We start from the raw sequence: 24,716 nt of genomic DNA, 5'->3' as shown, positions 1-24,716 counted from the left end.
CAATCACCGTGCCGCCCCGAAAGGGGGTTCACAAGGCAAGCCGCCTCCCATATGCGTTCACGCGTGAACACACTTTGAGTCGCCGCATGTCCGCCCCTGACGCCAAATCCAGCCTCCCCGACCGGGATCTCCTCTTCCGCCTCCTGCGGCAGCTGGACCGGTCGTCCGAGGCTTCCCAGCGCACGCTCGCGGCGGCGCTCGACGTCTCCCTCGGCCGCCTCAACACCCTGCTCCGGCAGGCGACCGAGGCCGGCTTCGTCAAGGTCGGCGACCGCTCCGGCCCCGACAAGCGCCAGCGTTTCGCCTACGCGCTCACCTCCCGGGGGGCAGCGGAAATGCTGCGCCTCACCGATGATTTCCTCGCCCGGAAATTCGCGGAATACGACGCGCTTCACGCCGAACTGACCGGCACGCGAAGCGGGCTCGCCCCCCTCAACCAAAGGACCAGACTAGTGCAGAACAACCTCGCCCCCATCCCCGAACTCTACGTCTCGCACGAGAGCGCCCAGAAACTGAAGGTCGAAGCGGCCGATCTCGTCAGCTGGGATCTCACCCCGCGTCAGATCTGCGACCTGGAACTGCTGATGAATGGCGGCTTCAACCCGCTCAAGGGATTCCTCGGCGAAGAAGACTATAATTCAGTCGTCGACACCATGCGCCTGGCCGACGGCACACTCTGGCCCATGCCGATCACGCTCGACGTCTCCCAGGATTTCGCCGACAGCATCGAACCGGGCCAGGACATCGCCCTGCGCGACCAGGAAGGCGTGATCCTGGCCACCATGACGATCACCGACCGCTGGACCCCGAACAAGGCGCAAGAGGCCGAAAAGGTATTCGGCGCCGACGATTCCGCGCACCCGGCCGTCAACTACCTGCACAACACCGCCGGCCCCGTCTATCTCGGCGGCCCCGTCACCGGCATCCAGCAGCCCGTGCATTACGATTTCCGCGCCCGCCGCGACACGCCCAACGAGCTGCGCGCCTTCTTCCGCAAGATGGGCTGGCGCAAGGTCGTCGCCTTCCAGACCCGCAACCCGCTTCACCGCGCGCACCAGGAACTGACCTTCCGCGCCGCGAAAGAAGCGCAGGCCAACCTGCTCATTCACCCCATCGTCGGCATGACCAAACCGGGCGACGTCGATCACTTCACCCGCGTCCGCTGCTACGAGGCGGTGCTCGACAAGTACCCGGCCTCCACCACCAACATGAGCCTGCTGAACCTCGCCATGCGCATGGCCGGCCCGCGCGAGGCCGTCTGGCACGGCCTCATCCGCAAGAACCACGGCTGCACCCACTTCATCGTCGGCCGCGACCACGCCGGCCCCGGCAAGAACTCGGCGGGCGAGGATTTCTATGGCCCCTACGACGCGCAGGACCTCTTCCGCGAACACCAGGACGAGATCGGCATCGAGATGGTCGACTTCAAGCACATGGTCTACGTGCAGGAACGCGCCCAGTACGAACCGATGGACGAGATCGAGGACAAGGACAACGTGACCATCCTCAACATCTCGGGCACCGAGCTGCGCCGGCGCCTTCAGGAAGGGCTGGAAATCCCCGAATGGTTCTCCTTCCCCGAAGTGGTCAAGGAACTGCGCCGCACCCGTCCGCCGCGGGCCAAGCAGGGCTTCACCGTGTTCTTCACCGGCTTCTCCGGCTCGGGCAAGTCCACCATCGCCAACGCCCTGATGGTCAAGCTGATGGAAATGGGCGGCCGCCCGGTGACGCTGCTCGACGGCGATATCGTCCGCAAGAACCTCAGCTCGGAACTCGGCTTCTCGAAAGAGCACCGTGACCTCAACATCCGCCGCATCGGTTACGTGGCCAGCGAGATCACCAAGAACGGCGGCATCGCGATCTGCGCGCCCATCGCGCCCTACGCCACGACCCGCCGGGCGGTGCGCGAGGATGTCGAAAGCTTCGGTGCCTTCGTCGAGATCCACGTCGCCACCTCGATCGAGGAATGCGAACGCCGCGACCGCAAGGGCCTCTACAAGCTCGCGCGCGAAGGCAAGATCAAGGAGTTCACGGGCATCTCCGATCCCTACGACGTGCCGGAAAACCCCGAACTGCGCGTCGAGACCGAGAATGTCGATGTCGACAACTGCGCCCACCAGGTGGTGCTGAAGCTCGAACAAATGGGCCTGATCGCCGGCTGATCCGGCGACGTTCCAAGACTGTGGGCCGCTCCCGTCCGGGGGCGGCCTTTTGCAGTTCGCGGTGCGGCTTGTGGCCGGGATCCTCAGAAATTTTCCGCGCCAAGGGTCTGCTATGCGGGACCTTGGTGTCGTTCACGACGGAGTTGAGCTTCAGCCCCTGGGATGGCGATCCGAGGGCAATTCTGAAGCACTTTATGCCTGCCAAAGACATCCTCAGTATGATCGTTGCGCCCAGCCTCAGCCAAATCGCCAGCCCAAGGGAGGGGCTGACGATGGCCGGGCCGCTTCGCGGCTGTTAACCGGCTGGGTGCGCGATACCAGTGTCTTGCAAGGGCTCGATCCCGACATGCGTTGCGGGCGGCACGAATGTCGGCTTTGCGGACGAGACGGACGTCAGCCTCACAAGCCGCGTGATTGCCAGACCGCGGGCTGGCGACCGAACGATGTTCGGCGCAGTTTATCCTCGCCACCTCCGCAAAACCTCGGATCGAAGCACCAACGTCACCCAATCGCCAGCCCGGGGGGCGGTCTGGCGATCGCGCGGCGGCCTTCGGCCTTGATTCCGCGCGACACGTGTCTTTCTTCACGTCGTATATGCCGGACATGAAAGACGTTTGATCTATAGCCCCGGCGCGGACTCAGGCCGCAGGCCCCGCGCCATCGCCGCGCCGCGGCCCGTCGATGGCGCTCGGAGCTATAGATCACGCGTGTCCGCAAAAGGCTCGAAGCGGTCCAGGCACTCCGAGCCCTTGAGCACTCGTTTCCCCCATCAAACGAAAAGGGCCGCCCCCCGATGGGACGGCCCTTGTTTTTCGCGGCACCCTGTCGGCATCCGATCGTGTCGGACGCCAACCGGGCGACGGTTTTCGCCGAGGCGAAAACCTTGCTTACATCATGCCGCCCATGCCGCCCATGTCGGGCATGCCGCCGCCGGCGCCAGCGCCTTCTTTCTGCGGCTTGTCGGCAACCATGGCCTCGGTCGTGATCAGCAGACCGGCGATCGAGGAGGCGTCTTCCAGCGCGGTACGCACGACCTTCGCGGGGTCGATCACGCCGAACTTGAACATGTCGCCATATTCTTCGGTCTGCGCGTTGAAGCCGAACTTCAGGTCGTCCGATTCACGAATCTTGCCGGCCACGACGGAGCCGTCGACGCCTGCGTTCTCCGCGATCTGGCGCAGCGGCGCTTCCAGCGCCTTGCGGACGATCGCGATACCGTTGTTCTGGTCGCTGTTGGCGCCCTCGACGCCGTCCAGCGCCTTCGCACCCTGGACAAGCGCAACACCGCCGCCCACGACGATACCTTCCTGAACGGCCGCGCGGGTCGCGTTCAGCGCGTCATCGACCCGGTCCTTGCGCTCTTTCACTTCGACCTCGGTCATGCCGCCCACGCGGATGACGGCAACGCCGCCTGCGAGTTTCGCAACACGTTCCTGCAGCTTCTCACGGTCGTAGTCGCTGGTGGTTTCTTCGATCTGATTACGGATCTGTGCGACACGCGCTTCGATCTCGGCCTTCTCGCCGGCACCGTCCACAATGGTGGTCTCATCCTTGGTGATCTGCACTTTCTTGGCAGAGCCCAGCATGTCCATGGTGACGCTTTCCAGCTTCATGCCCAGGTCTTCGCTGATGACCTGGCCGCCGGTCAGGATCGCGATGTCCTGCAACATGGCCTTGCGACGGTCACCAAAGCCCGGCGCCTTGACGGCGGCGATCTTCAGGCCACCGCGCAGCTTGTTGACCACGAGGGTCGCCAGCGCTTCGCCTTCCACGTCTTCCGCGATGATCAGCAGCGGTTTCTGCGACTGGATGACTTGCTCCAGAAGCGGCACCATCGGCTGCAGCGACGAGAGTTTCTTCTCGTGCAGCAGGATCATGCAGTCTTCCAGCTCGGTGGTCATCTTGTCGGCGTTGGTCACGAAGTAGGGGCTCAGGTAGCCACGGTCGAACTGCATGCCCTCGACGACGTCGGTCTCGGTCACGAGGCCTTTGTTCTCTTCGACGGTGATCACGCCTTCGTTGCCGACTTTCTGCATCGCGTCCGCGATCATCTGGCCGATCTCGGATTCGCCGTTGGCCGACACGGTGCCGACCTGCGCCACTTCGGCAGAGTCGTTGACTTCGCGTGCGGCTGACTTGATGGCTTCGACAACCTTGAGGGTGGCAAGGTCGATGCCGCGCTTGAGGTCCATCGGGTTCATGCCCGCGGCCACGGCCTTCATGCCTTCCTTGACGATGGCTTGCGCCAGAACCGTCGCGGTGGTGGTGCCGTCGCCGGCTTCGTCATTGGTGCGGCTGGCGACTTCTTTCACCATTTGCGCGCCCATGTTCTCGAACTTGTCTTCCAGTTCGATTTCCTTGGCAACCGACACACCGTCCTTGGTAATGCGCGGCGCGCCAAAGGACTTATCCAGAACCACGTTACGGCCTTTGGGGCCAAGGGTCACCTTGACCGCATCGGCCAGGATGTTGACGCCGCGCAGCATCTTGTTGCGGGCATCGGTATCGAATTTCACGTCTTTTGCAGACATATAAGTCGCTCCTGATGTATATTAGATTTCAGCGTTGGATACGATCCGGGGCGTTCAGGCGGCTTTCGCGGCCTTCGCATCGGTCGTCACACCCAGGATGTCGCTTTCCTTCATGATCAGCAGCTCTTCGCCGTCGATCGTGATTTCCGTGCCCGACCATTTGCCGAACAGGATGCGGTCCCCGACCGAAACGGCCATCTCGATCAGTTCGCCGTTATCCTTGCGGGCGCCATCGCCAACAGCAACGACTTCACCTTCGCTGGGTTTTTCCTTGGCACTGTCGGGGATAATCAGCCCACCAGCGGTTTTTTCTTCGCTCTCAACGCGGCGTACAAGCACGCGGTCATGCAGCGGTTTGAATGCCATAGCTTTTGCTCCTTGGCTATCAAGTTTCCCTCACGCCTCCCTGCGGAGGCCGTTATCACTCACCGTAGTCGAGTGCTAACGGCGCATAGCTAAGGAGCGATCACGAGCCTGTCAATATTCCGTCGGGAAAAATTTTCGGGAGGCGGGCGGCACTTTGTTGCGCGCCCGGTCCACCCCCTCTACATCTTGTCTCACAGCCTGAATTCAATGGGTGGAACGATGAAATTTCCCTGGTCTGCACTGCTCGCCCCCGCGATCCTCGCCTTCACGCTCGTCGCGCCGGTGGCGGCCCAAGGCACGGGTGGCACCACCTGCGACGGCGCGGACCTGATCGACACGCTGGACCCGGAAACGCAGGAAAACCTGCGGCGCGAGGCCGCCGCCATGCCCCATCCCGAGGGGCTCTTGTGGCAGGCCACGCGCGGCGACACGGTGATCGACATCTTCGGCACCTACCATTTCAGGCATCGCCTGACCGACGCGCATCTCGACCGCCTGGCACCGATGATCCGGGACGCCGACAAGATCTACCTCGAGGTGTCCGCCGAGGACCAGACTGCCATGCAGCGGGCAATGGCCGAAAACCCGTCGCTCATGTTCATCACCGAGGGCCCCACCCTGCCCGACCTCTTGGGCGAGGAAGACTGGCAGCACTACCGCGAAGAGATGCAGGCGCGGATGATTCCCGGCTTCATGGCCGCCAAGTTCAAACCGCTCTGGGCCGGGATGATGCTGGGCATCGGCCCCTGCGAGGCGCAGTCCGGCGCCTTCGAGGCCAAGGGCATCGACATGCTGGTGGGCGAACGCGCCGAGGAGGCCGGCACCCCCAGCCGCTCGCTGGAGGATTTCGAGGACCTGCTGACCCTGCTGGACAGCTTTCCGATGGACGACCAGATCGAGATGATCCGCATGTCCCTGGCCTGGCCCGGCGACATGAACGACCTGTCCTACACCATCCGCGAACGCTACCTGTCCGAAGAGATCGCCCTGACGCTGGTCTTCTCGCGCTATGTCTCCGAGGAATTCGGCGGCGAGGCCGGCGCCGAAGGGTTCGCCATGGTCGAAGACCTGCTTCTGGAAAAACGCAACCAGAGCTGGATCGAACGGCTGGACGCGCAGGTGACGCCCGGGGATCACGTGTTGATCGCGGTGGGCGCGGGGCACCTGCCGGGCGAGGTCGGCATCCTCAGGCTGCTGGAACAGGCCGGCTATACCGTATCGCGCGTACCGCTCTGACTGCCGCGGCTCAGCCGGCGAGCGCCCGCGCGGACGTCCGCGTCCCGGCCAGGCGCAACGTCGCCGCGCGCTCGGGGCGGACGGAACCGCGTTGCAATACCGCGCACAGCTGGGCGTGAACGTCCTCGACCTCGTTCAGATCCCCCGACAGCGCGATGGCCGGCGCGTCCTGTCCGGCCACCCGCACCAGCAACGTGGCAATGCCACCGGTCTGGATCGAGCGGCGCAGAAAGACGCTCTCGATCATGCCAAGGTCGATCTCGTGGTTCACCCGCGCCTGTTCATTGATGTTGATCTTGGTCAGGGTCAGGGTGCCCGCCTCCACGTCCAGCGTGATGCGACGCCGGAACCCGCGCGTGCCGAACGCGAAAACCCCCAGCCCCGCCGCAGCCAGAACCGAAGCCATCAGCCCGAACGACGCAAGCCTTCCGGTCGTCGGATCGACCGGCAGGAAAAACCACATCGCGATCGAGCTCATGATCATCACGATCCCGGCGACGCGCAACGCCATTTCCGTCACCGCCTCCAGCTTGAACCGCTGCAACCGTTCGCCGGCGACAAGCCCGCGCATCGTCGCCTGCATGTCGATCGTACTGTTGCCGACCTTCCTGCCAGCCTCCAGATAGCTCATCTCGCCCGTCCCTTCGCCCGTTGTTTAACGCAGCGTTAAGCGCGAATCGGGGCGAGATTGCGGCGGACCGAAAGCGCGATTGCGCGGAAATCAGGGAAATCGCGTGATGGTTGCAGACGCGCCGCGCGGTGCCGGCCCGGATCAGACCTGCGCCTTGGGGCGCACGATATGAAAACTGCCGCTCATATAGGTCAGCGGCCGTTCCCCGGCATCGGAAATGCCCGTGACGTCACCGATGCATATGGCGTGGCTGCCATGGACATGGCGATGCGTCAGGCTGCACGAGAACGCCGTCGCACGGGGCAAGAGAGGGCCGTATTCCGTGTCGACGACCTCGACGCCCTCGAAACGGTCGGGGCTGTCGGCATCGAACATCCCGGCAAAGCGGCGGGCCAGGTGGTCGGCATCCTCGGGCAGGATGTTGACGCAGAACGTGCCGTTGGCATCCACCGCCTGCGCGATGCTGCTGTCGGCCTTCAGGCACACCAGCACCGACGGCGGGTCGGCCGACAGCGACGTGAACGCACTGACCGTGGCCCCCGCCTTGCCGGCGGGACCATCCGTCGTGACAACGGTCACCGTGGCGGCCACCTGCCGCATGGCCCCGATGAATGCGTCGCGCGCCTCTGTCATCCTGCTGCCTTCTTGACCCGAACCCGTCTCTCTCCGGGTGGGGCATAAGCTGGCATCCCGGGCCGGGATGTCAATGGCGTCCGGCCCCGAACCGAATGCGAACGCGCCGGATTGCGCGGCCCGGGGTTTGACCGTATCAGGGCCGCCATGACAGATGTTTCACCCGCCATCGCCGTGATCCCCTATGACGTCCGGCCGGGGCTGCGCCCGGGTCGCGTGCCGCTGGACCGGCTGGTCTGGCCTCAGGGGCGTCCCGACCGGCTCGGCGGCAATGACAAGACGCTGCGGGACCTCGACCGCAGCGACCACCTCATCGTCAACACCTCCAGTCTGCTCTATCGCCGGCCATGGCTGGGCACACCGGCCAAGGTCTCGGTCATGGTGCTGGAACCCGAGGCGATCCACGGCGATCACATGCGCAAGCTGCGCCACCAGTATGCCCGCTTCCACAAGGTGCTGTGTTCCAATCCCGGCCTGCTGGAGGCGATCCCCAACGGCGTGCTCTTTCCCCTGGGCACCACCTGGGTGGGCGACTGGACCCGGCTCGACCTGACCAAGACCAGGGCCTGCAGCCTCATCGCCTCGGCCAAACGCTCTCAGGAAGGGCACGCGCTGCGTCATGCCATGGCCGATCATGTCAGGGCCGCCGGTCTGGACGTCGACGTGATGGGCGGCGGCTACCAGCCCTTCGAGCACAAGGCCGACGGCCTCGCGCCCTACCGCTTTTCGCTGGTGATCGAGAACGTGCGCGAAGCTAACTATTTCACCGAAAAGCTGATCGACGCGCTGCTCTGCAAATGCGTGCCGATCTACTGGGGCTGTCCCAACATCGCCGATTTCATCGACCCCGGCGGCATGATCGTCTGCCAGACCGAGACCGAGATGAAAGAGGCCCTGCGCGACCTCTCCGAAACGCGCTATGCCGCGCTCCTGCCCAAGCTGGAGGCGGCGATTCCCCAGGCCGTATCCTATGCCGACCTCTACGAGCGCGCCGCCCGCGCCGTGCTGACGGACGACACCTCCGGCCAGACGCCATAGCGGGCATGCACCAGCGCCGCACAGCCGCGGTTGACCGCATCGCGAGGCGTTCTGTCCTGAAGCGCGTGCGCATCGTCGAAGGCCGGGCGCAACCGCCGGCGGGCCTCGGGCCTCGCCCGGATCGGGAGGCCCTGCCGCGCCAGCTGACCCGACAGCCAGATGTCATCGGCCAGGGTGGCCTCGGGCGGCGGGTCCACCTCCGGCCCCGCCAGCCATTCGGGACGGATGCACACCCCCGCGAAGCCCTGCGCGATGTCAGCCTCGGCGCCCACCCGCCCCAGACGCGCGATGTCCCACGCCTGCCCGGTCGTGGCCACGTCCTCGGCGTCGGTCAGCAGCTGCGCGGCCCAGTCGGGCGCCGGCAGCCAGTCGTCATCGCAATAGATCAGCCGCATGTCCCGCCCCGCCAGCGCCCGCGCGGCAGGCAAGGCCTTCATCGCCGGTCCACGATCCGCGCCGCCGCGCAACAGCGTCACGCCCGCAGGCAGCGCCGGCAGCGTCACCGGACCGGGAAACCGGGCATAGCGCTCGGGCAGGCTCAGAAAGACATTCTCCGGCGCGGGGCGCTGCGCCAGAAGCGCGTCCAGCACCGGCCCGAGGCGGGCAAGGCGCGGCGGGATCGAGGTCAGCGAGATGGCATACATCGGGCAGGCTTTCCGGCAAGATCTGCGCCCGCAGCTTGACGGCGGTACCGCGCGCTTTCAAGACGCGGCGTGCCGCGCCGCCCTGGGGGCCACCCGCGCCCCCCTTCCGCGCCGGAGATCCCGGATCAAGTCCGGGATGGGTGCCACCGCCGTCAGAACCATGCAAGACCGCGCGCCCCCGGTCCGACCCCGTTAACGTTTGAACGCGCGGCGAACCGCACCGTCGCAATACCACCCGGATACCGACGCGATACCGACGTGCCAAACCGGGCCGCCGCCCCGATTAACCCTCCTGCGCACCGCGCAGACGGTCCAGCACCCGCTGCGCCGCCACGCTGGGCACCGTGCGCCCTTCGGCCACGTCCTCGGCGCCCTCTTCCATCAGCGCCCGCGCCTCCGGTGTCTCCAGCTGCGCCATCAGTCCGCGCTTCACTTCCTCGCCGAACCAATAGCGCGCCTGCGCCTCGCGCCTGGCGTCGAAATGCCCGTTCTCGCGCCGCCAGTCGACCAGCGCGTTCATCTCGTCCCAGGCCGCTTTCAGCCCTTCGTCCTGCAAGGCCGACACCATCATCGCCTTGGGAAACCCCTCGGGGTCCTGCGGCCGCTTGCGCAGCAACCTCAGCGCCCCGGAATAATCGCTACAGGTCCGCGTCGCCGCCGATTTCAGATCGCCATCGGCCTTGTTTACAAGGATCAGGTCGGCAATCTCCATGATCCCGCGCTTGACCCCCTGCAACTCGTCGCCGCCCGCCGGGGCCAGCAGCAGCAGGAACAGGTCGCACATCTCCGACACCACCGTCTCGGACTGGCCCACGCCCACCGTTTCGATCAGCACCACGTCGAACCCCGCCGCTTCGCACAGCGTCACCGCCTCGCGCGTGCGCCGCGCCACGCCGCCCAGATGCGTCTGGCTGGGCGAGGGGCGGATGAACGCGCCCGGCTCCCGGCTCAGCCGTTCCATCCTTGTCTTGTCGCCCAGGATCGAGCCGCCCGAGCGCGCCGAACTGGGGTCCACCGCCAGCACCGCCACCCGCAGGCCCATCCCGGTCAGCATCATGCCAAACGCTTCGATAAACGTGCTTTTACCAACACCCGGCGTGCCCGACAGCCCGATCCGGATCGCCTGCTTGCCATGCCCCGCGACCCGGTCCAGCAGGGCCTGCGCCGCCTCGCGGTGATCGGCCCGCCCGCTTTCCACCAGCGTGATCGACCGCGCCAAGGCCCGGCGCTCCTGCGCCAGCAGTTGATCGGCAAGCTTATCCGTATCGGTCATGGCGCGTCGTCTCCTCCGGTCCTGTGCGCGGCGTGGCGCGGCCTTGTCAGGGCCTTCCGACTTGTGCCCCAGCCACCCGGGAAATGTCCAGCAACCGCGGCGCTACCCGGCACCGCAGGACGGGTTTACGAAATCGTAACAGGTTGCGCCGACACTCCCGGACAGACTCGGTGTCAGATGCCGGGATGAAATCCGGACCGACTGTGCTAGGGTCCATCTTGCGCCATGTCCCATCGCGGACGCCATGCAAGAGGCCCCAACGTGACAGTCAAGACCCGGTTGACCCATTTCGCCCTCGCGGCGCTCTTTACTACCCTCGGCACGGCGGCGCCGTCGCTGGCCGACAGTACGCAGGCGCGCTACGACGTGCGCATGATCGGCGCCAAGGTCGGCGAAATGGCCATGGCCAGCACCGAGACGGCCAGCGGCTACAACGTGCGCGCCCGGTTCGCCACCACGGGCACGCTGTCCGCGCTCAAGCAGGCCAGCTTCGACCTCGCCGCGCAAGGCGGCAAATCCGGGGAACGGTTCGTTCCCGCCAGCTATTCCGAGGTCACCTCCGAGGGCAGCCGCTCCACCAACCTCAAGATCTCCTTTTCCGGCGGTGTCGCCACCCGCGTCACCGGCGATACCGGCAGCAGCGCACCCGCCGTCAACCCGCGCGGCCTGCCCGGCGCCTACGATCCGTTGACGGCCCTTTACGCCGCCTTGCGCGATCAGGCCCCGAACCAGCTTTGTTCCCTGAATGCAGACGTTTACGACGGCCATCGCCACGCCCGCCTCAGCCTGACTGGCCGCGCGGCGCTCGATGGCGGGCGGGTCCAGTGCTCGGGCCAGTACCGCCGCATCGCCGGCTATTCCGAGCGCGAGCTGCGCCACCGCACCGCGCCGGTCACGGTAATCTACGCGCCGCAGGGAAACACCATGCGCGCCGAAACCGTCGTCGTGCGCACCCGTTATGGCAAAGTGTCGATGCATCGCCGATAAGGCGGGCCATGACCCGTGACAGGCTTCCCATAGACGACGCGATTCCGGCGCTGCTGACAGCGCTCCGGGACCACGGCCGCGCCGTGTTGCAGGCCCCGCCCGGTGCGGGCAAGACCACCGTCGTGCCCTTGGAAATGCTGACCGCAAACCTCACCAAGGGCCGCATCGTCATGCTGGAACCCCGCCGCCTCGCCGCCCGCGCCGCGGCAGAGCGGATGGCCTCGACCCTGGGCGAAAAGACAGGCGAAACAGTGGGCTACCGCGTCCGCGGCGACGCCAAGATCTCGGGCACCACCCGGATCGAGGTCGTCACCGAAGGCATCCTCACCCGCCGAATCCAGTCCGACCCCGAACTCACCGGCATCGGCGCGGTGATCTTCGACGAATTCCACGAACGCTCCCTGAACGCAGATCTCGGCCTCGCCCTCTGCCTCGAAGTGGCCGGTGCCCTGCGCGACGACCTGATGCTGCTGGCCATGTCCGCCACGCTCGACGCCGCCCCGGTGGCCGAGCTGATGCAGGCCCCAATCGTCACCTCCGAAGGCCGCAGCTTCCCGGTCGAGACCCGCCATCTCGACACGCCAATCCCGAAGAAAACAAGGTGGGACGCGGCCCTCACAGACCTTGTGACGAAAGCCGTCTCCGAGACCACAGGCGGCGTCCTCGTCTTCCTCCCCGGCGAGGGCGAAATCCGCCGCACCGAGGCGCTGTTGAAGGACCGCCTGCCCCCCGACTGCCACATCCGCCCCCTCTTCGGCGCGATGGATTTCGCCGCCCAGCGCGCCGCCATCGCGCCTGTAAACGAAGGCCGCAAGGTGGTCCTTTCCACCTCCATCGCCGAAACCTCGCTGACCATCGAGGATATCCGCGTCGTGGTCGACGGCGGCAAGTCCCGCCGCGCCCGGTTCGACCCCGGCTCCGGCATGTCGCGGCTGGTGACCGAGCCCGTCACCCGCGCCGAGGCCACGCAACGCGCGGGCCGCGCGGGCCGCGTCGCGGAAGGCACCTGCTACCGGCTCTGGACGAAAGGAGAGGAAGGCGCACTGCCCGCCTATCCCCCCGCCGAGATCGAGGCCACGGACCTCGCCGGCCTCGCCCTCGAACTCGCGCTCTGGGGTGCCACCCCCGCCGATCTGCCCTTCCTCACGCTCCCCAACCCCGGCAGCTATGCCGAGGCGCAGGCGCTCCTGCACATGCTGGGCGCACTCGATGCCTCGAGCCGCATCACCGAGCATGGCAAGGCGCTGGCAAAGCTCCCCCTGCACCCGCGCCTCGCCCACATGCTGGGCACCGCCGGACCGGACGCGGCCCTGCTCGCGGCTCTCCTGGCCGATCGCGATCCCCTGCCGCGCGGCGCCCCGGTGGACCTCTCCCTGCGCATGGCCGCGCTGCGCGACCCCAAGGCACGCCATCCTCATCCCGCCAACCACGGCGCGGTGATGCGCATCCGTGCCGAGGCCAAGCGCCTGGCCTCACGCACAAAATCGTCGCAAGCGAGCGGAATGTCCGACGCCGAATGCGCCGCCCTCGCCTATCCTGATCGCATCGGCCTGCGTCGCAAGGGCGACGCCCCGCGCTTCGTGCTATCAGGCGGCAAAGGCGCGCTCCTGCCCGACGAAGACCCCCTGGCCGGTCAACGCCTGCTGGTCGCCACCGACCTCGACGGCAACCCGCGCGAGGCCCGCATCCGGCAGGCCATCGCGCTTTCCGAATCCGAACTCCGCGCCCTCTTCCCCGGCCAGATCGGCTGGCACGACGTCTGCCACTGGGACCGCCGCGACCGCCGCGTCATCGCCCGCAAACAGGAACGCTTCGGCGCGCTCGTGCTGGATGACCGCATGTGGAAGGATGCCCCCGACGATGCCATCGCCCTTGCCATGCTGGACGGCATCCGCGACCTCGGCCTCAACTGGTCAGACCCCGCCCGCCGCTTCGCCGCCCGCGTGGCCCTGCTGCGCGAGGCGGGCGAGGACCTGCCGGACATGACCGATGACGCCCTCCTCGAAGACCTCGAAACCTGGCTCCTGCCGTACATCACCGGCCTCAAGACCGCCGCCGACTGGAAGCGCTTCGACATGCTGGACGCCCTACGCGCCCGGCTCACCTACGACCAGATGCAACGCCTCGATGCCGCAGCGCCCGCGCATTTCACCACCCCGGTGGGCCGGCGCATCCCGATCGACTATTCCGGCGACCATCCCGAGATTTCCCTGCGCCTGCAAGAGATGTTCGGCCAGACCACCCACCCCACCGTGGGCCGCACGCCCCTTCGCGTCACGCTCCTGTCCCCCGCAGGCCGCCCGGTGCAGACCACGCTCGACATTCCCGGCTTCTGGGACAGCTCCTATGCCGACGTGCGCAAGGACATGCGCGGGCGGTATCCCAGGCATCCCTGGCCCGAAAACCCGCGCGAGGCCGACCCGACCCTGCGCGCAAAACGCCGCAACTCCTGACCAATTCAGCAAAATTGAACGCAAAATTTGATTTTTGGTGCAAGAAACGTATATACAATAGTGAAAAGACTTTTTTAAGACGAGCAGCACAATGACAAATACGATGAAGCGGGCGTGGGCCGAGTTCGTCCAGCCGATATTACGCAGACCACCCGAAATGCAGGTGGCCGCACTTTGTTACCGGGTGATCCCGACGGCGGAAAAGCAGGTTCTGCTGATCACCAGCCGCGGCACCGGCCGTTGGATCGTGCCCAAGGGCTGGCCGATGGACGGCAAGAAAGCCGCCGAGGCCGCCCTGCAGGAAGCCTGGGAAGAGGCCGGCGTCACCGATTGCGCCGCAATCGAGGGCCATGTCGGCAGCTACGCCTACGACAAGCATCTCGACGATGGCTACGATGCCCCGGTCGAGGTCGAGGTGTTCAAGGTCCGCGTCAAGCAACTCGCCGACATTTACCCCGAACATGACGAGCGCACGCGCCGCTGGGTCAGCCCCGCGGATGCGGCTGAAATGGTACAGGAACCGGGCCTCAAGGCCATTTTGCTGGAAATGTAACGCTTTTGTGACGGCGCGGCATTGAACCGCCGCGCCGGACCGGCTAGCGCTCTGCCCCGAACCGGACCGGGAGGGGACCGTTGGCCGAGGACCCGCAAAACAACCAGTGGAAGACGCTCGACAAGGATCTCGGGCGTATCTCGCAGATCGAGTACGCGACGGCCTATGTCTCGCGTCCGCTGGTCTCGCTTGGCGTCGCGCTGGCCTTCATGGTCATCGCCGGTCTTGGCGCGGCGCTTTTCTTCGGCGCGTTTCCCAGCAACACGGTGGTCATCGCCGCGGCGATCTTCGGCGCCTACATGGCGCTCAACATCGGCGCCAACGACGTGGCGAACAACATGGGTCCGGCGGTGGGCGCCAACGCGCTCACCATGGGCGGCGCCATCGTCATTGCCGCGATCTGCGAAAGCGCGGGCGCGCTTCTGGCCGGGGGCGACGTGGTGTCGACCATCTCCAAGGGCATCATCGACCCCGGCGGCATGCAGGACACCCAGACCTTCATCTGGGCGATGATGGCCGCGCTGGTCTCGGCCGCGCTCTGGGTCAACCTCGCCACCAAGGTCGGCGCGCCGGTCTCGACCACCCATTCGGTCGTCGGCGGCGTCATGGGCGCCGGCATCGCCGCTGCCGGCCTTGCCACCGTGAACTGGCCCACCATGGGCGCCATCGCCGCCAGCTGGGTGATCTCGCCGGTCCTGGGCGGCGTCATCGCTGCCGCCTGCCTCGCCCTGATCAAGACCCGCATCTCCTACCGCGAAGACAAGATCGCCGCCGCCCGCCGCTGGGTGCCCATCCTCGTCGGCCTGATGGCCGGCACCTTCGCCACCTACCTCGCCATGAAAGGCCTCAAGCGCATCGTCAGGATCGACATCGGCACGGCCCTTCTGATCGGCGCCGCGACCGGGGCCGTGATCTATGCCGTGACCATCCCCCTGATCCGGCGCCAGTCCGAGGGCATGGAAAACCGCCGCCGCTCGCTCAAGGCGCTGTTCGGCCTGCCACTCATCATCTCGGCGGCGCTTTTGTCCTTCGCCCACGGCGCGAACGACGTCGCCAACGCCGTGGGCCCCCTGGCCGCCATCGTCTACGCTTCCGAGGCCGGCGGCTTTGCCGGCGAGGTGGCAATCCCGCTCTGGGTCATGATCATCGGCGCCTTCGGCATCTCCTTCGGGCTTTTCCTCTTTGGCCCCAAGCTCATCCGCATGGTCGGCAGCCAGATCACCAAGCTCGATCCGATGCGCGCCTATTGCGTCGCCCTGTCGGCGGCGATCACCGTCATCGTCGCCAGCTGGCTGGGGCTGCCCGTAAGCTCCACGCATATCGCGGTGGGCGGGGTCTTCGGAGTCGGATTCTTCCGGGAATGGTACATGGAACGCCGCCTGCGCAAAGGGCTGACGACCGGCGGCAAGGGCAAGCGCCTCGCCCCCGAGGAACGCCGCCGGCGCAAGCTGGTCCGGCGCAGCCATTTCATGACCATCGTCGCCGCCTGGGTCATCACCGTGCCCGCCGCCGCGCTGATGTCCGCCCTCATCTTTTTCGTGCTCAACAGCCTGACAGGCTGACCCTCAGCCAAGCCGCCCGCGCCGGTCTTTCAGCGGGCCTCCGACCGTGCCATCGCGCGACACCCTTGCCCTTGGGGCGCAAGGCTCAGTCCCACCACGGCCCGTGGAACCTGCCCTCCTGCCCCAGCCGCGCGAAACCATGATAGCCGAAGAAATCCCGCTGCGCCTGGATGATGTTGGCGGTGCCATAGCCCTGCCGCATGCTGTCATACCATTGCAGCGCCGCCGACATTGCCGGGATCGCGTGGCCACCCACCACAGCCTCCGCCACCACCTTGCGCAGCGCCGGCACCGTGCGTTTCAGGATCTCCGCGAAGCGCGGCGACAGGAACAACTGCCCGTGCGGCAGATCCTCGCGGAACGCCGCGGCGATATCGTCCAGCAGCACCGACCGAATAATGCATCCGGCGCGCCAGACCTCGGCGATCCGCGCATGGTCCAGTTGCCACTCATACTCCTGCGATGCCGCCTCCAGCACGCGAAACCCCTGCGCATAGCACAGAACCCGCGCCGCCATGAAAGCCTCCTTCAGGATGTCCTCGTCGAGCGACAGCAGGCCGCGCTCCCCGCCCAGCATGTCCTGCGCCTTGGTGCGCGTGTCCTTCTCCGACGACCACGCGCGCGCGCCCACCGCCGCCTCGATCATGGTCGCGGCCTGGCCCATGCGCACCGCTTCCACCACGGTCCAGCGCCCGGTGCCTTTCTGCCCCGCCGCATCCTTGATCACGTCCACCACCGGATGCCCGGTCGCCGGGTCGGTATAGGCCAGGAGCTCGCCGGTGATCTCCACCAGGTAGGATTTCAGCGGGCCGTCGTTCCAGCTCGAAAACAGCGTCCCGATCTGTGCCGGTGGCCAGACGCAGCCGTTGTGCAACAGGCCGTAAATCTCGGCGATCACCTGCATGTCGGCATATTCGATCCCGTTATGCACGGTCTTGACGAAATGCCCCGCCCCGTCCGGCCCAAGGTGATCGACGCAAGGATCGTCCTCGTACCGCGCGGCAATGGCCCGCAGCACGTCGCGCAGCTGGTCCCAGCTGTGGTCGCTGCCGCCCACCATCATCGACGGCCCGTGCCGCGCGCCCTGCTCGCCGCCCGACACCCCCATGCCGACGAAATGCAGGCCCTTCCCGGCCAGCGCCTTCGCGCGCCGCCGCGTGTCGTGGAAATCGGCATTGCCGCCGTCGATGATCGTGTCGCCCTCGTCCAGCAGGGGCGCCACCTCCTCGATCATCGCGTCCATCGGCCTGCCCGACGGGATCATGAACAGCATCACCCGCGGCGTCTTCAGCCCGGCGACGAAATCGCGCAAGTCCTCATGCGGATGCAGGCGCTCGGCCAGCGGCCCGGCTTCTTGGACAAATGCACCGATCCAGTCCGACTCGCGGTTGGTCACCGCAACATCAAAGCCCTTCTCGACCATGTTCAGCGCCAGGGCGCTGCCCATCGTGCCAAGCCCGTATACGCCGATCTGTGCGGTGCCGCCTGTCATGTCCGCTCCCATGCTTCCCTGCCAGCGTAGACCGCCCCGCGCCGGATGCCAAGAAACCCGGTCGCGCACCCGGCGGCCTTTCCCGCGCCTCGCCCTTTTTCTTGGCAGAAATACTCTCGCCGAAGGCGGGCCGGGGGATCCGCCACGCCAGCCGGACCACGCCGTGACGCGTCGCACCCGCCATCCCGCGCCCGAGGAGGCGCCCGCAGGGCAACGACGAGACAAGCCGGCGCGCGGGAACCGCGCTCCTTCGGGTCGGGCTCAGACGCCCAGGCACCAGCGCATGATCGCCTTCTGCGCGTGCAGGCGGTTCTCGGCCTCGTCGAACACCACCGAATGCGGCCCGTCCATGACGGGGCTCGTCACCTCTTCCTCGCGATGCGCGGGCAGGCAATGCATGAACAACGCATCGTCCTTGGCGTGCTTCATCAGCTCGGCATTCACTTGGTAGGGCCGCAGCATGTTGTGGCGCCGCTCCTTGCTGGACTGGCTGTCATGCATGCTGACCCAGGTATCGGTCACCACAAGGTCCGCGCCCTCCACAGCCTTGAACGCGTCGCGCTCGATGGTGATCGTGCTGCCCGCCTTGCGCGCCAGCCCGACGAATTCGTCCTCGGGGTCCAGCTGCGACGGCCCGGTAAAGGTCATGTCGAACCCGAACTGCCCCGCCGCGTGCAGGAAGGACGAACACACGTTGTTGCCGTCCCCGGCCCAAACCACCTTCTTGCCGCGGATCGGCCCGCGATGCTCTTCATAGGTCATCACGTCGGCCATGATCTGGCAGGGATGCGTGCGGTCGGTCAGCCCGTTGATCACCGGCACGTCGGCATACTCGGCCATCTCCTGCAACACGCTTTCGTCGAAGGTCCGGATCATGATCAGGTCCACGTAGCGGCTCATCACCCGTGCGGTGTCCGCAATGGTCTCGCCATGCCCCAGCTGCATGTCGGCCCCCGACAGCACCATCGTCTCGCCGCCCATCTGGCGCACGCCCACGTCGAAACTGGTGCGCGTCCGCGTCGACGGCTTCTCAAAAATCAGCGCGACCATCCGGCCCGCCAGCGGCTGCTCGTCATCCGCCGCACCGCGCGGCCGTCCGGCGCGCGCGGTCTTCATGTGCCGCGCCCCGTCGATGATCCCGCGCAACTCGCCCGCATCGGTCGTGTGAATATCCAGAAAATGCTGCATCGCCTCGCTCCTCACGCCTCGGCCAGTGCCGTCTTCACCGCGGTCGCGGCCTTGTCCAGCCGCGCCACCGCCTCGCCGATCTCGTCATCCGAGATGTTCAGCGGCGGCAACAGGCGCACCACGTTCTCCGCCGCCGGCACCACCGCGACCTCGGCGTCATATCCAGCAGCCACCACGTCGGTGTTGGTCGCCACGCATTCCAGCCCCAGCATCAGGCCCGATCCGCGCACGCCCTTGAACACCTCCGGATGCGCCGCCACCAGCCCTTCCAGCTTCTGCCGGAACAGACCCGCCTTGCGGTTCACCTCGGCCAGGAAACCGGCGTCGGCCACGATATCCATCACCGCGCAACCCACCGCACAGCCCAGCGGGTTGCCGCCATAGGTCGAGCCATGCGTGCCCGCGGTCATGCCGCTCGCCGCCTTTTCCGTGGCCAGCAGCGCGCCCAGCGGAAAGCCCCCGCCGATGCCCTTGGCCACCATCATGATGTCGGGCGTGATCCCCGCCCATTCATGCGCAAAGAGCTTGCCGGTCCGGCCCATCCCGCACTGCACCTCGTCGAAAATCAAAAGGATGCCCTTCTCGTCGCACAGGTCGCGCAGCCCCTTCAGGCACTGGTCCGGCACCGGCTTGATCCCGCCCTCGCCCAGCACCGGCTCCAGCAGGATCGCCGCGGTGTTCTCGTCAATCGCGGCGTGCAGCGCGTCATGGTCGCCAAAAGGCACATGCTTGAACCCCGGCAACAGCGGCCCGAACCCCTTGGTCATCTTCTCCGACCCGGCGGCGGCAATCCCCGCGCTCGACCGGCCATGAAACGACCCCTGGAAGGCGATGATATCGGTCCGCTCCGGCTGACCCGCGTCAAAGAAATACTTTCGGCACATCTTCACCGCCAGCTCGCAGGCCTCGGTGCCCGAGTTGCAGAAGAACGCGGTGTCGGCAAAGGTCTCGGCCACCAGCTTGTCGGCCAGCTCCTGCTGCTTCGGGATGCGGTAGAGGTTCGAGGTGTGCCACAGCGCCCCCGCTTGCTCGGTCAGCGCCGCCACCAGCGCCGGGTGCGCATGGCCCAGCGCGTTCACCGCGATCCCCGCGCCAAGGTCCAGGAAACGTCGACCATCCGCCTCGATCAGCCAGGCGCCCTCGCCTTTGACAAAGCTGAGCGGTGCACGGTTATAGGTCGGCAGAACGGAGGGGATCATCTGGGGTATCCTCAAGTATGGAAGCCCTTTGAGTGCCGTATGGCAGGGCGTTCGTCAATGGTGGAAGAAGGTAGTGCGCTTGGGCACCGGGGGGATCGAACAGGCGAACGGGACGTCAGGCGCAGGTGCGGCGGCGTCGGCTCATGGCATATGTACGGCGTTCGATCATGCGCGGTGACATACCCGGTTCCGCGCCCCGCGCAAAGCGTTTTCTTGGCGCGCCTCATTATGCCGCTTGAGTTTCCCATTGCCGCCTGCCAACTCAGTCAACATGACCCCGCCCGCGCAGAACCCCGGCGCCGCCGCGCTGCTGACCCTTGCCGCCGCCGCCTTCATCGCCGGCTGCACGCTTCTGGCCAAGGCGCTGGGCACCGACGCGCTCGGCCCCCCCCCTGCATCCGATGCAGATCAGCCAGGGCCGGTTCGTCTTCGCGCTCATCACCATATCGAGCTTCGCCGCCGCCACGCGGTTCCGCGTCGTGCGCCCGGCGCTGCACCTGCACCTTCTGCGCTCGGGCCTCGGCTGGGGCGGCGTCACCCTGATGTTCGCCGCCGCCGCGTTCATCCCTCTGTCCGACGCCACCGCGATCACCTTCCTGAACCCGGTCTTCGGCATGATGCTCGCGATTCCCATCCTTGGCGAAAAGGTCGGTCCCGTCCGATGGACCGCCGCCGCCATCGCCCTTCTGGGCGCGCTCATCCTGACCCGCCCCGGCGGCGGCAGCATCGAACCCGGCGCGCTCCTAGCCCTCGCTGCCGCCGCCTGCTTCGGCATGGAACTCATCGCGATCAAGTTTCTTTCGGGCCGGGAACGCCCGCTTCAGATCCTGCTGATCAACAACCTCTTCGGCAGCCTCATCGCCAGTGCGGCGGCCTATTTCGTCTGGACCGCGCCCACCCCGGCACAATGGGCCGCGCTCGCCGGGATCGGCCTGCTGATGGCCACCGCGCAAGCCTGCTTCGTCAACGCGCTGGCCCGCGCCGATGCCAGCTTCGTGGCCCCCTTCTTCTATGCCACGCTGGTCTTCGCCGCGCTCTACGATGCCGCCGTGTTCTCGGTCCGGCCCGATGCGATATCCATTCTCGGCGCCCTGACAGTGCTCTCCGGCGCTGCTCTGCTCGCGTGGCGCGAGGCGCGGCTCAAATCCCCCACGGTCCCACCCGCGCGCCCGCTCTGACCCGGCTTGCCATCGCGGACCAAATGCCTACCGTCTGCGCCAACGCTGAAAGGAACTCGCCCCATGGCCCACCGCCCCAACCGCCCATTGTCGCCCGCCACCAAACTGGCACAGGCCCTGCGCTATCTCGACCCCGCCACCGGCGCGATCGTGCCGCAGATTCAGACCGCCGCCACCTACGCGCGGGATGAAAACTATGCCTTGCGCCAAAGCTACATGTACCGCCGCGACAGCAACGTCACCACCGAACAGGCCGAGGCGATCATCGCCGATCTCGAAGGCGCCGCCGAAAGTCTGCTCTTTTCGTCGGGAATGGGCGCGGCCACGGCGGTCATCGAACACCTGCCCGCCGACGCCCATGTGGTGGTGCCCGAGGTGATGTATCACGGCGTCCTCGCCCAATTCAAAACCTACGCCGCCAAGAACCGCCTGCGGGTCAGCTACTATCCCGCCGGCGACCTCGACGGGATGCAGGCCGCGACGCTCAAGGGCGACACCGCGCTGGTCTGGGTCGAAAGCCCCAACAACCCCAACTGGGACACGACAGACATCGCCGCCGCCGCAGACATCGCCCATGCCGCCGGGGCCAGGCTCGTCACCGACTGCACCGGCACGCCCCCCTGCGCCACCCGCGCGCTGGAGCTTGGCGCAGACATCTCCTTTCACTCCGCCACCAAGTACCTCAACGGCCATTCCGACGTGACCGCAGGCGTGCTTTCGGTGCGCGAGACCGGCCCCTATTGGGACGAGATCTTCCACGTCCGCATGATCCAGGGCACCGTCCTGCACTCCTTCGACGCCTTCCTGCTCATTCGCGGAATGCGCACGCTGATGCTGCGCTACGAGCGCGCCACCGAGAACGCCCTGGCCGTGGCCCGGCACTTCGAGGGGCACCCGGGCATCGAGGCGGTGATGTATCCCGGCCTGCCCTCGCATCCCGACCACGAGATTGCCAAGCGCCAGACCGGCAGTCTCTATGGCGGGATGCTCTCGATCCTCGTCAATGGCACCGAGCAGACCGCCATCGACGTCAGCCGCTATTGCGAGGTCTTCTACCCCGCCACCTCGCTTGGCGGCGTCGAAAGCCTGATCGAGCACCGCAAGACCGTCTCGGGCGAGGGCTTCCCGGTCCATCCCCGCCTTCTGCGCCTGTCCATAGGGATCGAGGATGCGGGCGACCTCATCGCCGACCTCGAGCAGGCGCTGGACCGCGCGGGGGCGGCGACGCCGTAACGTCACCCTTGATCGTGCGCCCCCTTCCCGGGCTAGATACGACGCGAGGGAAGAGGACATGCCGCTCAGCATCTTGTTACCGATGGTCGTGCTCGGCATCGCAGGGATTGCGGTGCTTTTGCACCTGCTCGGCCTGTCGAAACCCGCCACGTTCCAAGACGAGGCCGCTGCCCGCCGCGCCTGGCTGCGCGAATTCCCCGACGATGCGCCCACCCGCGTGATCCTCAGCCACGACCGCCACGCCGCCCTCGTGGAAACGCCGCAAGGCGCCGGCGTGGTCTGGCCCATGGGCGCGGACACAACCGCGCGGCACCTCGACGGCGCGCGGGTCACGCAGACCGACACAGGCCTGCGCATCGACCTGCCGGACTACACCGCGCCGCGCATCACCCTGACACTCGACCCCGACGAGGCCCGCCTCTGGCCCGGCCTGATGGAGGCATCACGATGACCGATCAACTGACCTATCCCGACGTGGTGAACTTCGCCGTCCCCGTCTTCATCGCCCTCATCCTGATCGAACTTGTCTGGATCGTCGTCAAACGCCGCGGCGGCCGGTACGAGACCTACGACGCGCTCACGTCTCTGTTGATGGGCGCCGGCAACGTCGCCTCCGGCATCCTTCTGGGCTTCGTCGCCTACGGGTTCTTCATGGCGCTCTGGGCGATCACACCTCTCGACCTCGGCACCTCGGTCTGGGTGGTGATCCTGTGTTTCGTGCTCGATGACCTGCGCTACTACTGGGTCCACCGCTTCGGGCACCGCATCCGCTGGGTCTGGGCCAGCCACGTCAATCACCATTCGTCGCAGCACTACAACCTCACGACCGCCCTGCGCCAGACATGGACCGGCACCTTCACCTTCATGATGCTGGTCCGCGCGCCGCTCATTCTCCTGGGCTTTCACCCGGCGATGGTCCTCTTCTGCGGTGGTCTGAACCTCATCTACCAGTTCTGGATCCACACCGAGGCGATCACCCGCCTGCCCCGCTGGTTCGAAGCGGTGATGAACACACCTTCGCATCACCGCGTCCACCACGGCCGCAACGCGCGCTACCTCGATGCCAACTATGCCGGCGTCTTCATCATCTGGGACAAGATGTTCGGCACCTTCGTCCCCGAACAGGACAGCGAGAAAGTCGACTACGGCCTCGTGCGCAACCTCGGCACCTTCAACCCGATACGCGTGGCCTTCCACGAATGGGTCGGTATCTTCAAGGACGTGATTCAGCCAGGCATCACCTGGCGCGACCGGCTGAACTATTGCATCCAGCCCCCGGGATGGAGCCATGACGGCAGCCGCGACACCTCCGAGACGATCAAGCGCAAGCACCTTGCCAAGCATCCCGAGGACGCGAACACGCCCGGCTTCGAGAACCTCACCTGATCACGGGCGCGGGAATTTTCTTCCAAAGAAAATTGCCCGGAAATTTTTCAAATTTCCGCCCCCGCCAAAGTGAATTCCCTTTCGCCCCGCCCCGCGCTACGCATGGCCCATGCGCCTCTTCCTGCTCACCGCCCTGACGATGGTGGCCTTCGCCGCCAACTCCATCCTCAACCGCCTCGCCTTGGCGGGCGGCCATATCGACGCCGTCCCCTTCGGCGCGATCCGGCTGGTGGCGGGGGCGGCAATGCTGGCCGGTCTCTGCATCCTCCTGCGCGGCGGGCTGCGCCTCGGCGGGCCCGCTCGGGTGGCGGGCGTCGTCTCTCTCCTGGTTTACATGTACGGCTTCTCGCTGGCCTATACCGCGCTCGATGCCGGCTTGGGCGCGCTCATTCTCTTCGGCATGGTCCAGATCACCATGTTCGCCGCCGCCCTCCTGACGCGCGAGCCCCTGCCCGCCCGCCGCTGGATCGGCGCGGCGCTGGCGCTTTCGGGTCTTGCCTGGCTGATGTGGCCCGGCGCCGGCACGCCGGTCAGCCCGGCGCATGGCGCGCTCATGGCGCTGGCGGGCATCGGCTGGGGCATCTATTCCCTCGCAGGCCGCAAATCGAAGGACGCGCTTCAGGCGACCGCCGCCAACTTCACCCTCGCCGCACCCTTCGGCTTGCTGGCCTGGCTGGCCCTGCCCAGCCCCGCCGACGGCGCCCCTCTCACCGCCTACGGCATACTCCTCGCGATTCTCACCGGCGCGGTCACCTCCGGCCTCGGCTATGCTCTCTGGTACACCGTGCTGCCCTCCCTCGCCGCCTCCGTTGCCGCCGTCGCGCAGCTCACCGTGCCGATCATCGCGCTCTTGGGCGGCATCCTCCTGCTGAACGAGTCCCTCACCGTGCAGATCGTGCTTTCCTCCGCCCTCGTTCTGGGCGGCGTTGCGCTTTCCATGCCGCGCCGCCGCAAAACCTGAGCGCCGGGGC

The 24,716-nt window shown here is 66.7% G+C and carries 20 protein-coding genes and 1 pseudogene; 12 read left to right on the top strand and 9 right to left on the bottom strand.

Going from position 1 to position 24,716, the window contains the following annotated elements; all coding sequences use genetic code 11:
- Positions 1-86 precede the first annotated feature (86 nt).
- Complete coding sequence (locus tag ACQY4V_RS00205) at positions 87-2,162, top strand: bifunctional sulfate adenylyltransferase/adenylylsulfate kinase (RefSeq protein ID WP_428514955.1); 2,076 nt, start codon at positions 87-89, stop codon at positions 2,160-2,162.
- An 887-nt stretch (positions 2,163-3,049) separates the two neighbouring features.
- Here the strand turns inward: ACQY4V_RS00205 and groL are convergent.
- Positions 3,050-4,693, bottom strand: coding sequence for a chaperonin GroEL (gene groL / locus ACQY4V_RS00200; protein WP_428514954.1), 1,644 nt, complete (start codon positions 4,691-4,693; stop codon positions 3,050-3,052).
- 54 nt (positions 4,694-4,747) lie between these two features.
- Positions 4,748-5,059: a co-chaperone GroES gene (gene groES, locus ACQY4V_RS00195; RefSeq protein ID WP_420558081.1), complete on the bottom strand. Its 312-nt coding sequence runs from the start codon at positions 5,057-5,059 to the stop codon at positions 4,748-4,750.
- 219 nt (positions 5,060-5,278) lie between these two features.
- Here groES and ACQY4V_RS00190 point away from each other — a divergent pair, with 219 nt between their 5' ends.
- Positions 5,279-6,295: a TraB/GumN family protein gene (locus ACQY4V_RS00190; RefSeq protein WP_428514953.1), complete on the top strand. Its 1,017-nt coding sequence runs from the start codon at positions 5,279-5,281 to the stop codon at positions 6,293-6,295.
- Positions 6,296-6,305: 10 nt separating this feature from the next.
- Here the strand turns inward: ACQY4V_RS00190 and ACQY4V_RS00185 are convergent, their stop codons facing one another.
- The gene (locus ACQY4V_RS00185; protein WP_428514952.1) at positions 6,306-6,926 is read right to left on the bottom strand and encodes a hypothetical protein; all 621 of its coding nucleotides are present in this window, start codon (positions 6,924-6,926) and stop codon (positions 6,306-6,308) included.
- A gap of 141 nt (positions 6,927-7,067) precedes the next feature.
- Positions 7,068-7,559 carry a flavin reductase family protein gene (locus ACQY4V_RS00180; RefSeq protein ID WP_420558078.1) on the bottom strand — a complete coding sequence of 164 codons (492 nt, stop codon included), beginning with the start codon at positions 7,557-7,559 and terminating at the stop codon, positions 7,068-7,070.
- A gap of 147 nt (positions 7,560-7,706) precedes the next feature.
- Here ACQY4V_RS00180 and ACQY4V_RS00175 point away from each other — a divergent pair, with 147 nt between their 5' ends.
- Positions 7,707-8,597 (top strand): glycosyltransferase family 10 domain-containing protein, encoded by an 891-nt coding sequence (locus tag ACQY4V_RS00175; protein WP_428514951.1) that lies wholly within the window; start codon positions 7,707-7,709, stop codon positions 8,595-8,597.
- Here the strand turns inward: ACQY4V_RS00175 and ACQY4V_RS00170 are convergent.
- On the bottom strand, positions 8,540-9,241 hold the full coding sequence (locus ACQY4V_RS00170; protein ID WP_428514950.1) for a hypothetical protein: 702 nt from the start codon (positions 9,239-9,241) through the stop codon (positions 8,540-8,542). The genes ACQY4V_RS00175 and ACQY4V_RS00170 overlap by 58 nt on opposite strands.
- A gap of 283 nt (positions 9,242-9,524) precedes the next feature.
- Complete coding sequence (gene meaB, locus ACQY4V_RS00165; RefSeq protein ID WP_428514949.1) at positions 9,525-10,514, bottom strand: methylmalonyl Co-A mutase-associated GTPase MeaB; 990 nt, start codon at positions 10,512-10,514, stop codon at positions 9,525-9,527.
- 261 nt (positions 10,515-10,775) lie between these two features.
- Here meaB and ACQY4V_RS00160 point away from each other — a divergent pair, with 261 nt between their 5' ends.
- The 4 genes from ACQY4V_RS00160 to ACQY4V_RS00145 all read left to right on the top strand — a co-directional run bounded on the left by ACQY4V_RS00160 (position 10,776) and on the right by ACQY4V_RS00145 (position 16,069).
- Complete coding sequence (locus ACQY4V_RS00160) at positions 10,776-11,501, top strand: DUF3108 domain-containing protein (RefSeq protein ID WP_428514948.1); 726 nt, start codon at positions 10,776-10,778, stop codon at positions 11,499-11,501.
- An 8-nt stretch (positions 11,502-11,509) separates the two neighbouring features.
- Positions 11,510-13,954, top strand: coding sequence for an ATP-dependent helicase HrpB (hrpB, locus tag ACQY4V_RS00155; protein ID WP_428514947.1), 2,445 nt, complete (start codon positions 11,510-11,512; stop codon positions 13,952-13,954).
- A 91-nt stretch (positions 13,955-14,045) separates the two neighbouring features.
- Positions 14,046-14,507 (top strand): NUDIX hydrolase, encoded by a 462-nt coding sequence (locus ACQY4V_RS00150; protein ID WP_428514946.1) that lies wholly within the window; start codon positions 14,046-14,048, stop codon positions 14,505-14,507.
- 80 nt (positions 14,508-14,587) lie between these two features.
- Positions 14,588-16,069: an inorganic phosphate transporter gene (locus ACQY4V_RS00145; RefSeq protein WP_222451131.1), complete on the top strand. Its 1,482-nt coding sequence runs from the start codon at positions 14,588-14,590 to the stop codon at positions 16,067-16,069.
- 85 nt (positions 16,070-16,154) lie between these two features.
- Here the strand turns inward: ACQY4V_RS00145 and gndA are convergent, their stop codons facing one another.
- The 3 genes from gndA to ACQY4V_RS00130 form a co-directional block, all read right to left on the bottom strand.
- A complete protein-coding gene (gndA, locus tag ACQY4V_RS00140) occupies positions 16,155-17,561 on the bottom strand; it encodes an NADP-dependent phosphogluconate dehydrogenase (protein ID WP_428514945.1) in 1,407 nt (468 codons plus the stop codon).
- A gap of 261 nt (positions 17,562-17,822) precedes the next feature.
- Positions 17,823-18,749: an ornithine carbamoyltransferase gene (gene argF, locus ACQY4V_RS00135; RefSeq protein WP_428514944.1), complete on the bottom strand. Its 927-nt coding sequence runs from the start codon at positions 18,747-18,749 to the stop codon at positions 17,823-17,825.
- An 11-nt stretch (positions 18,750-18,760) separates the two neighbouring features.
- Complete coding sequence (locus ACQY4V_RS00130) at positions 18,761-19,948, bottom strand: aspartate aminotransferase family protein (RefSeq protein WP_428514943.1); 1,188 nt, start codon at positions 19,946-19,948, stop codon at positions 18,761-18,763.
- Positions 19,949-20,219: 271 nt separating this feature from the next.
- Here ACQY4V_RS00130 and ACQY4V_RS00125 point away from each other — a divergent pair.
- From ACQY4V_RS00125 to ACQY4V_RS00105, 5 genes and pseudogenes are all read left to right on the top strand, one after another.
- Positions 20,220-21,126: pseudogene (locus tag ACQY4V_RS00125) on the top strand (DMT family transporter).
- Between the two features lie 63 nt (positions 21,127-21,189).
- Positions 21,190-22,359: a trans-sulfuration enzyme family protein gene (locus tag ACQY4V_RS00120; protein WP_428514942.1), complete on the top strand. Its 1,170-nt coding sequence runs from the start codon at positions 21,190-21,192 to the stop codon at positions 22,357-22,359.
- 58 nt (positions 22,360-22,417) lie between these two features.
- A complete protein-coding gene (locus ACQY4V_RS00115) occupies positions 22,418-22,810 on the top strand; it encodes a hypothetical protein (protein WP_428514941.1) in 393 nt (130 codons plus the stop codon).
- Positions 22,807-23,745 carry a sterol desaturase family protein gene (locus ACQY4V_RS00110; RefSeq protein WP_428514940.1) on the top strand — a complete coding sequence of 313 codons (939 nt, stop codon included), beginning with the start codon at positions 22,807-22,809 and terminating at the stop codon, positions 23,743-23,745. Before ACQY4V_RS00115 ends, ACQY4V_RS00110 begins: the two co-directional genes overlap by 4 nt.
- Positions 23,746-23,854: 109 nt before the next feature.
- Entirely contained in the window at positions 23,855-24,706 is an 852-nt protein-coding gene (locus ACQY4V_RS00105) for a DMT family transporter (protein ID WP_428514939.1), read from the top strand.
- Positions 24,707-24,716 lie beyond the last annotated feature (10 nt).

This window comes from Roseovarius sp., assembly GCF_965277045.1.
Taxonomy (GTDB): Bacteria; Pseudomonadota; Alphaproteobacteria; order Rhodobacterales; family Rhodobacteraceae; genus Roseovarius.
The sequence above is the reverse complement of the archived record's forward strand: the minus strand, read 5'-3'. Positions and strand labels throughout refer to the sequence as shown.

What these genes read in the sequence shown, in the direction of transcription:
- ACQY4V_RS00205 (WP_428514955.1), top strand. Translation starts at nt 87, where the DNA reads ATGTCCGCCCCTGACGCCAAATCCAGCCTCCCCGACCGGGATCTCCTC.
- groL (WP_428514954.1), bottom strand. Translation starts at nt 4,693, where the DNA reads ATGTCTGCAAAAGACGTGAAATTCGATACCGATGCCCGCAACAAGATG.
- groES (WP_420558081.1), bottom strand. Translation starts at nt 5,059, where the DNA reads ATGGCATTCAAACCGCTGCATGACCGCGTGCTTGTACGCCGCGTTGAG.
- ACQY4V_RS00190 (WP_428514953.1), top strand. Translation starts at nt 5,279, where the DNA reads ATGAAATTTCCCTGGTCTGCACTGCTCGCCCCCGCGATCCTCGCCTTC.
- ACQY4V_RS00185 (WP_428514952.1), bottom strand. Translation starts at nt 6,926, where the DNA reads ATGAGCTATCTGGAGGCTGGCAGGAAGGTCGGCAACAGTACGATCGAC.
- ACQY4V_RS00180 (WP_420558078.1), bottom strand. Translation starts at nt 7,559, where the DNA reads ATGACAGAGGCGCGCGACGCATTCATCGGGGCCATGCGGCAGGTGGCC.
- ACQY4V_RS00175 (WP_428514951.1), top strand. Translation starts at nt 7,707, where the DNA reads ATGACAGATGTTTCACCCGCCATCGCCGTGATCCCCTATGACGTCCGG.
- ACQY4V_RS00170 (WP_428514950.1), bottom strand. Translation starts at nt 9,241, where the DNA reads ATGTATGCCATCTCGCTGACCTCGATCCCGCCGCGCCTTGCCCGCCTC.
- meaB (WP_428514949.1), bottom strand. Translation starts at nt 10,514, where the DNA reads ATGACCGATACGGATAAGCTTGCCGATCAACTGCTGGCGCAGGAGCGC.
- hrpB (WP_428514947.1), top strand. Translation starts at nt 11,510, where the DNA reads ATGACCCGTGACAGGCTTCCCATAGACGACGCGATTCCGGCGCTGCTG.
- ACQY4V_RS00150 (WP_428514946.1), top strand. Translation starts at nt 14,046, where the DNA reads ATGACAAATACGATGAAGCGGGCGTGGGCCGAGTTCGTCCAGCCGATA.
- gndA (WP_428514945.1), bottom strand. Translation starts at nt 17,561, where the DNA reads ATGACAGGCGGCACCGCACAGATCGGCGTATACGGGCTTGGCACGATG.
- argF (WP_428514944.1), bottom strand. Translation starts at nt 18,749, where the DNA reads ATGCAGCATTTTCTGGATATTCACACGACCGATGCGGGCGAGTTGCGC.
- ACQY4V_RS00130 (WP_428514943.1), bottom strand. Translation starts at nt 19,948, where the DNA reads ATGATCCCCTCCGTTCTGCCGACCTATAACCGTGCACCGCTCAGCTTT.
- ACQY4V_RS00120 (WP_428514942.1), top strand. Translation starts at nt 21,190, where the DNA reads ATGGCCCACCGCCCCAACCGCCCATTGTCGCCCGCCACCAAACTGGCA.
- ACQY4V_RS00115 (WP_428514941.1), top strand. Translation starts at nt 22,418, where the DNA reads ATGCCGCTCAGCATCTTGTTACCGATGGTCGTGCTCGGCATCGCAGGG.
- ACQY4V_RS00110 (WP_428514940.1), top strand. Translation starts at nt 22,807, where the DNA reads ATGACCGATCAACTGACCTATCCCGACGTGGTGAACTTCGCCGTCCCC.
- ACQY4V_RS00105 (WP_428514939.1), top strand. Translation starts at nt 23,855, where the DNA reads ATGCGCCTCTTCCTGCTCACCGCCCTGACGATGGTGGCCTTCGCCGCC.